A 6,677-nucleotide genomic window follows, 5' to 3' on the forward strand; every position below is an offset into this window, starting at 1 on the left:
GCTTACGGCTTTGGCCCTCCCCGTCAACGAACGCCGGCGCATCATGCTGCTCACGGGCGCGAGCCGGGGCATCGGCCACGCCACGGTCAAGCGCTTCTCGGCGGCCGGCTGGCGGGTCATCACCTGCTCGCGCCACGCCTTCCCCGAGAACTGCCCCTGGGAGATGGGTCCCGAGGACCACCTCCAGGTCGATCTCGCGGACGCGCAGGACACGATGCGCGCCATCGAGGAGGTCCGGGGCCGGCTCGACGCCGAGGGCGGCGTGCTGCACGCCCTGGTCAACAATGCCGGCATCTCGCCCAAGGGACCGGGCGGCGAGCGCCTGGGGGCCCTGGCCACCGAGTTCGACGGCTGGCAGCGGGTGTTCCAGGTCAACGTCTTCGCCACGATCCTGCTCGCCCGGGGCCTGCGCGACGAGCTCGCCCGCGCCCGGGGCTCGATCGTCAACGTCACCTCGATCGCCGGCTCCAGGGTCCACCCCTTCGCGGGCGCGGCCTACGGCACCTCCAAGGCGGCCCTGGCCGGCCTGACCCGCGAGATGGCCGCCGATTTCGGCCCCCTCGGCGTGCGGGTGAACGCGATCTCCCCCGGCGAGATCGACACCTCGATCCTGTCGCCCGGCACGGAAAAGCTCGTGGAGCAGATCCCGCAGCGGCGGCTCGGCACCCCGGACGAGGTCGCCAAGGCAATCTACTTCCTGTGCACCGACGCCTCGTCCTACGTGAACGGGGCCGAGCTGCACATCAACGGCGGCCAGCACGTTTGACCCGGCGATCCGGGCGGCCGACCGCCATGCGCCACACTCCGGCCGTCGGGCGCCGAAGCTTCGCGATCCTCCTCGGCCTGAGTCTGTGCGCGCCGCTCGCCCCTGCCCGCGCGGAGGCGCCGGGCGTCCGGATCCTGGACCTGCCCTTCACGGTGCGGGCCCTGCGCGGGCCGCGCAGCGAGGCCGCGGTCTCGGTGGCGACCTCCGGCCTGCTGCCGATCGCCGGCGCAAAATCCGACCCGTCGGCGGGTGACGAGGAGAGCGCCCCGATCGCGGTGGTCTGGGGCGAGGACGGCGGCGCGGTGCTCAACGTGGTCGACGGCGCGGTCACGGTCCGGCCGATCGGCCGCGACGCCGTCGAGGGACTGACCGCCGCCGAGACGCCGCGGGGCGCCCTGCCGGGCTCGCGCCGGGTCCTGGCCGGGGCGCTGAGCGCCTATCTCACCGGCCGCACCCGGGCGCCCGACGGGGGCGAGGCCGCCGCGGTCCTGACGATCCGCGAACGCCAGCCGATGGCGGTCAGCACCGACCCGAAACCCGTCCCGGTCGCCACCGTCACGGTGCCGGCGGGGGGCGACGCGGTGTTCGCGCCGCTCCGGCCGCGCCTGCTGCGCCTCGCGGGCCGCCCCGCCCTCCTGGCCGCGACCCTCGCGGGAGCGGATGCGGGCGGGCTCGTGCTGATCGGGCGCCCGGACGGTCAGGCGGGCTGGGCCGTCACCGCGCGCACGCCGCCGCAGCCCGGGCCGCCCCTCAAGATCGCCGGCATCGCGGATTTCGCCGGTTCCGGCGGCGTCCAGGCCGCGACGGTGAGCGCCCGGGGGGGGCTGCAGCTCTGGACGCTGTCCCCCGGCACGATCGAACCGGCCGGCGAGGCCCCGGGCTACGCGGCCGGCGAGGGCGATGCCGACCTCGCCGTCGCGATCCCGGCTGCCGGGCCGCCCGAGCTCGTCCTGCCGGTGGCGGGCCGTCCGGAGATCGCCCTCGTCCAGGCCAAGGGGTCGCTGCACGAGCGCCTGCGCATACCGCTGCCGGCGCCGGCGACCACCGGCATCGTGGCGTTGGGCGAGGGCGCGGCGACGCGGCTGCTCGTCGGCCTCGCCGACGGGCGCGTCGCCGTCATCGCCCCGGACGGAGGCAAGCCATGACCGAGGGCGTGGCCGATGGCGGCAGCCGCCTGTTCCCGACCCGGCCGTTCGTGGGGGCGTCGATCGCCGTGATCCGCGACGGGCGCGTCCTGCTGGCGGCCCGGGCGAACGAGCCGATGCGCGGCGTCTGGACCCTGCCGGGCGGCCTCGTCGAGGCGGGCGAGGCGCTGGCCGAGGCGGCGTTGCGCGAACTGTCCGAGGAGGTCGGCCTGACGGCCGAGGTGGTCGGCGTGCTCTCGCCCACGGAGATCATCGTCCGGGACGAGGCGGGCCGCGCCCGCCACCATTATGTCGTCCATCCGCACGCCGCCCTGTGGCTGGGCGGCGAGCCCGTGGCCGGGCCGGAGGCCCTCGGGGTCCGCTGGGCGACGCGCGAGGAGGTCGCCGGCCTCGCGACGACCCCGGGCCTGATCGACACCCTGGACGAGGCGTTCGCGCGGGTGCGCGACAGAGGGGCGCGCGCGTGAGGTTTCCGGTCATCCTGTGCCTGGCCGCGACCCTGGCCGGCCCGGCCCTGGCGCAGCAGCGCGGCACCCGCGCGGCGCCGGCTCCCGCGAAGGAGGCGCCCAAGGAATCCGCCAAGGAGACGAGCCCGCAGGCGGACGCGCCCGCTCCCTACGACCGCGACCTGATGCGGATGTCCGAGATCATCGGGGCGCTCGCCTTCCTGCGCAGCCTCTGCGCGGCGCCCGACGCTGCGGAATGGCCCTCCCGCATGAAGGCGCTGATCGACTCCGAGGGTGTGACCCCGGCCCGCCGCGACCGGCTGGCGGGCGCCTACAACCGCGGCTATCGCAGCTACGCGCTGACCTACCGGGTCTGCACCCCGGCCGCGCACGAGGCGGCCGCCCGCTACGTCGCCGAGGGCGACAGGCTGTCGCACGCCTTGGCCGGGCGATTCGGCGGGTGATGCAGAGGCAACACACCTTTCCGGCATCCCCGAAAAGCATCAAGTTCGAGCGCTCGCGTTAACCGATCTGAAATTCCCGGCTGGCCGAGGCGCGGGGAGCCGCCTATCATTCTCTCGTCCGCCGGGTCCCGTGCCCGGCGCAACGGAAGTATCGGGCCCATGCAGCACATCTCTCAGACCGCCCCCATCGAGGTCGATGTCGAGGAGAAACGCGTCGCTCTGAGTTACGTCTCGGAAGCGTTCGCGGAAGGCTGCCTCGACGGGCTCGACGGTGATTGCATGGCGCAGGCCGCCCTGTTCGCCGCGTTCCAGGAACTGGTGATGACCTACGGCGAGGAGGCCACCGCGCGCTACGCCGAAGGCTTTCCGGAGCGCATCCGCGGCGGCGCCTTCACCACGACCCTCCAGCATTGAGGAGAGCGGCGTCGGGCGATTCGGACGGTTGAGGCGGGCACCCGCAGCACCTACCTCCCGGCCACGCGATCCGGAACGCCGGATCGCCCCCGTCGCGTGAGGATCTGCCTGCCATGCCCGTCGCCCTGCTGCCCGACCGTGCCCTCGTCACCGTTACCGGGCCGGAGGCCGCCGCGCTGCTCCAGGGCGTGCTGACCTGCAACGTCGAGACCCTTGAGGATGCCGAGGCCCGCCTCGGCGCCCTGCTGGCGCCGCAGGGCAAGATCCTGTTCGACTTCCTGATCTCGCGGATCCCGGACGGGTTCCGGCTCGACACGGCCATCGACCGCGCCGCCGACTTGGCCAAGCGCCTGACCCTCTACCGGCTGCGCGCGCAGGTCGCGATCGCGGTCGACCCGACCGTGGCGGTGGCGGCTTCCTGGGCGGGGGCCTCCCCGGCGGTCGAGACCGACATGGTCGCGGATACCCGCCACATCGATCTCGGCGCCCGGCTCTACGCGGCCGAGGGCGCCTTCTCGGCGGATGCCGCGGAGGCCGACTATCACCGGCACCGCATCGCACTCGCCGTGCCCGAGGGCGGGCGCGACTACGCCTACGGGGATGCCTTCCCCCACGAGGCGCTGATGGATCAGCTCGGCGGCGTCGACTTCAAGAAGGGCTGCTATGTGGGCCAGGAGGTGGTCTCGCGGATGCAGCACCGCGGCACCGCCCGCACCCGGATGCTGGCGGCCCGCTACGCCGGCGAGGCCCCGCCCCCCGGCACCGAGATCACCGCGGGCGGCAAGGCGCTCGGCACCACCGGCAGCGCCGCGGGCGCGCACGGCCTCGCTCTCGTCCGGCTCGACCGCCTGGCCGACGCGCTGGCGGCCGGTGCGACGCCGCTGGCCGGCGATCGTCCGGTGACGCTCGAGAAGCCGGCCTACGCGACTTTCGCGCTGCCGGAGGCGGCCGGATCGCCGGCGGCCTGAGCGGGCATCGGACCGCGGAGCGGCGATGGCGTTCCGCTCCTGTTCTCGCTAAACCGGCGGGATGTCCGAGACCGGCCTGATCGACCATCCCGACGGTTGCCCCCGCTGCTGGTGGGCCGGCCACGACCCGCTCTACGTCGCCTACCACGACACGGAATGGGGCGTGCCCGAGCGCGACGGCCGCGCGCTCTACGAGAAGCTGATCCTCGACGGCTTCCAGGCCGGCCTGTCCTGGATCACGATCCTGCGCCGCCGCGACGGGTTCCGCGACGCATTCTCGGGCTTCGATCCGGAGGCCATCGCCCGCTACGGCGAGGCCGACGTCGCCCGGCTGATGAGCGACCCCCGCATCATCCGCAACCGCGCCAAGATCCTGGGCACGATCGCGGGCGCCCGGGCCTGGCTGCGCATCGAGGGGAGCGGCCCCGGCTTCGCGCCGTTCCTGTGGGATTTCGTGGACGGGCAGCCGATCCAGGGTACCGCCCGGGCCCGCGCCGAGGTCCAGACCGAGACGCCGGTCTCCCGGGCGATCGGCAAGGCTCTCAAGGCGGAGGGGTTTTCCTTCTGCGGGCCGACCATCGTGCACGCCTTCATGCAGGCCGTCGGCATGGTCAACGACCACCTCGTCGGCTGCCACCGGCACGCGCCCTGCGCCGAACTGGGGCGCCCGGCATGAGCGAGACGCACGATCCGGCGCCCCGGGCCTGGCAGCGGATGCTGTCCGGCCGCCGCCTCGACCTACTCGACCCCGCGCCCCGGGACATCGAGATCGCCGACATCGCCCACGGGCTCGCCCGGGTCGCCCGCTGGAACGGCCAGACCCGCGGGCCGCACGTCTTCTCGGTGGCGCAGCACAGCCTGCTGGTGGAGGCGGTCGGCCGCCACATCGCCCCCGGCTGCACCGATCCCGAGGGGCTGGAACTGCTGCTGCACGACGCCCCGGAATACGTGGTCGGCGACATCATCTCGCCGCTCAAGGCCGCGATCGGCGACGCCTATCGCGGGGTCGAGCTGCGCCTGCTCGCCGCCGTGCGCGGCCGCTTCGGCCTGGCCGAGCCCGCGCCCGCCCTCGGCCGCCTGGTCAAGCGCGCCGACCGGATCGCCGCCCATATCGAGGCCGTGGAACTCGCGGGCTTCGCGCCCGACGAGGCGGAGCTCTATTTCGGCGCGGCCCCGGACCTGCCCGAGTCCGTCCGGACGCTAGCCGAACCGTGGCCCACCGCCCAGGCCGAAGCGCAGTTCCTCGACCGTTTCCAGGCCCTGTGCCGGGCCTGAGCCGGAGGCCTCCGCCCTCGATCCGTCACGATCCCACGCCATGGGCCGCCGCATGCCGAGTCTTCACGTCTGCCCGCTCTCGCGCTTACCCGAGACCGTTGCCGCCACCGGGGCGAGCCACGTGCTCACGCTGGTCAATGTCGGCACGCCGCTCGAGCGGCCGGCGTTGATCGATGCGGAGAATCACGCCGTCATCGGGGTCAGCGATATCGCGGAGCCCCGGGACGGACACGTTTTGCCGGCTGACGAGCACGTCGCCGGCATCCTGGCCTTCGCGCGGGCCTGGCCCCGGGACAAGCCGCTGGTGATCCATTGCTATGCCGGGATCAGCCGCTCCACCGCGGCGGCCTATATCGCCGCCTGCGCGCTGGCGCCGGAGCGCGACGAGGGCGCGATCGCCGACGCCCTGCGGGCGGCCTCCCCGTCGGCCACCCCCAATCCCCTGTTCGTGGCGATCGCCGACCGGATGCTCGACCGGGACGGCCGCATGGTCGCGGCGATCGCCCGGATCGGCCGCGGCGCCGAGGCGTTCGAGGGGACGCCCTTCTGTCTCACGCTTCCGTGACGGCCGCTCCCGAAACTTCCGGTTGTCGGCCCCGGCCGCCCTGCGCGCGGTCGTCCGAAGGGCATTCCGCAAGGCGCGCCGAGTGTGGCGCAAAGGCCGCCGCGTCACGCCAAAACGGTGCGGATCGCCCCGGTGCCGCCCTCGCGTGGGTTGTGGCCGCACCGGCTGCCGCCTTAGAACCGACCCAAAGGATGTGTGTGGGATGAACGCGAGCAGACCCGAGGTGGCCCAGGCCGCCGGCGACCTGCCCTTCGAGAAGGCGCTGGAGCAACTCGAGGAGATCGTGCGCAGGCTCGAGCGGGGCGATGTCCCGCTGGACGAGTCGGTGGCGATCTATGAGCGCGGCGAGGTGCTGAAGAAGCACTGCGAGGCGCTGCTGAAGCGGGCCGAGGCGCGGATCCAGCGGATCACCCTCGGTGCCGACGGGCGGCCCGAGGGCGTGGCGCCGCTCGATATATCCTGAGGCTCGGCGGTCAGACCGATCCCGTCCGATAGAGGTTGATGCCGTGGCGATTTCCCCCGAGCTGAGCGCGCTTCTCGACCGTGTCCCGGAGCCGGCTGCGTTGCGCCAGCTTCCCGAATCGGAGCTGCAGGCGGTGGCGGACGCGGTGCGGGCCGAGATGATCGACGCGGT

General features: G+C 73.8%; 10 protein-coding genes. All 10 read left to right on the forward strand.

All coding sequences use genetic code 11. The annotated features are described in order from the left end of the window. Positions 1–43 precede the first annotated feature (43 nt). The 10 genes from BMZ47_RS20950 to BMZ47_RS20995 all read left to right on the forward strand — a co-directional run bounded on the left by BMZ47_RS20950 (position 44) and on the right by BMZ47_RS20995 (position 6,506). Positions 44–766 carry an SDR family NAD(P)-dependent oxidoreductase gene (locus tag BMZ47_RS20950; RefSeq protein ID WP_039903081.1) on the forward strand — a complete coding sequence of 241 codons (723 nt, stop codon included), beginning with the start codon at positions 44–46 and terminating at the stop codon, positions 764–766. 26 nt (positions 767–792) lie between these two features. Continuing rightward, the gene (locus BMZ47_RS20955) at positions 793–1,911 is read left to right on the forward strand and encodes a hypothetical protein (protein WP_091864053.1); all 1,119 of its coding nucleotides are present in this window, start codon (positions 793–795) and stop codon (positions 1,909–1,911) included. Further along, positions 1,908–2,378 (forward strand): NUDIX hydrolase, encoded by a 471-nt coding sequence (locus BMZ47_RS20960; RefSeq protein WP_091864054.1) that lies wholly within the window; start codon positions 1,908–1,910, stop codon positions 2,376–2,378. The genes BMZ47_RS20955 and BMZ47_RS20960 overlap by 4 nt, the downstream gene beginning before the upstream one ends. Continuing rightward, on the forward strand, positions 2,375–2,821 hold the full coding sequence (locus BMZ47_RS20965) for a TIGR02301 family protein (RefSeq protein WP_007564223.1): 447 nt from the start codon (positions 2,375–2,377) through the stop codon (positions 2,819–2,821). The genes BMZ47_RS20960 and BMZ47_RS20965 overlap by 4 nt, the downstream gene beginning before the upstream one ends. Before the next feature lie 159 nt (positions 2,822–2,980). Continuing rightward, a complete protein-coding gene (locus BMZ47_RS20970) occupies positions 2,981–3,235 on the forward strand; it encodes a hypothetical protein (protein ID WP_007564226.1) in 255 nt (84 codons plus the stop codon). Between the two features lie 113 nt (positions 3,236–3,348). After that, positions 3,349–4,203 carry a CAF17-like 4Fe-4S cluster assembly/insertion protein YgfZ gene (ygfZ, locus tag BMZ47_RS20975; protein WP_091864055.1) on the forward strand — a complete coding sequence of 285 codons (855 nt, stop codon included), beginning with the start codon at positions 3,349–3,351 and terminating at the stop codon, positions 4,201–4,203. 61 nt (positions 4,204–4,264) lie between these two features. Beyond that, positions 4,265–4,879 (forward strand): DNA-3-methyladenine glycosylase I, encoded by a 615-nt coding sequence (locus BMZ47_RS20980; protein WP_091864056.1) that lies wholly within the window; start codon positions 4,265–4,267, stop codon positions 4,877–4,879. Beyond that, a complete protein-coding gene (locus tag BMZ47_RS20985; protein WP_091864057.1) occupies positions 4,876–5,478 on the forward strand; it encodes an HD domain-containing protein in 603 nt (200 codons plus the stop codon). The genes BMZ47_RS20980 and BMZ47_RS20985 overlap by 4 nt, the downstream gene beginning before the upstream one ends. A gap of 52 nt (positions 5,479–5,530) precedes the next feature. Further along, a complete protein-coding gene (locus BMZ47_RS20990) occupies positions 5,531–6,043 on the forward strand; it encodes a tyrosine phosphatase family protein (RefSeq protein ID WP_091864067.1) in 513 nt (170 codons plus the stop codon). Between the two features lie 202 nt (positions 6,044–6,245). Then, entirely contained in the window at positions 6,246–6,506 is a 261-nt protein-coding gene (locus tag BMZ47_RS20995; protein WP_007564235.1) for an exodeoxyribonuclease VII small subunit, read from the forward strand. Positions 6,507–6,677 lie beyond the last annotated feature (171 nt).

This window comes from Methylobacterium brachiatum, assembly GCF_900113845.1.
Taxonomy (GTDB): Bacteria; Pseudomonadota; Alphaproteobacteria; order Rhizobiales; family Beijerinckiaceae; genus Methylobacterium; species Methylobacterium brachiatum.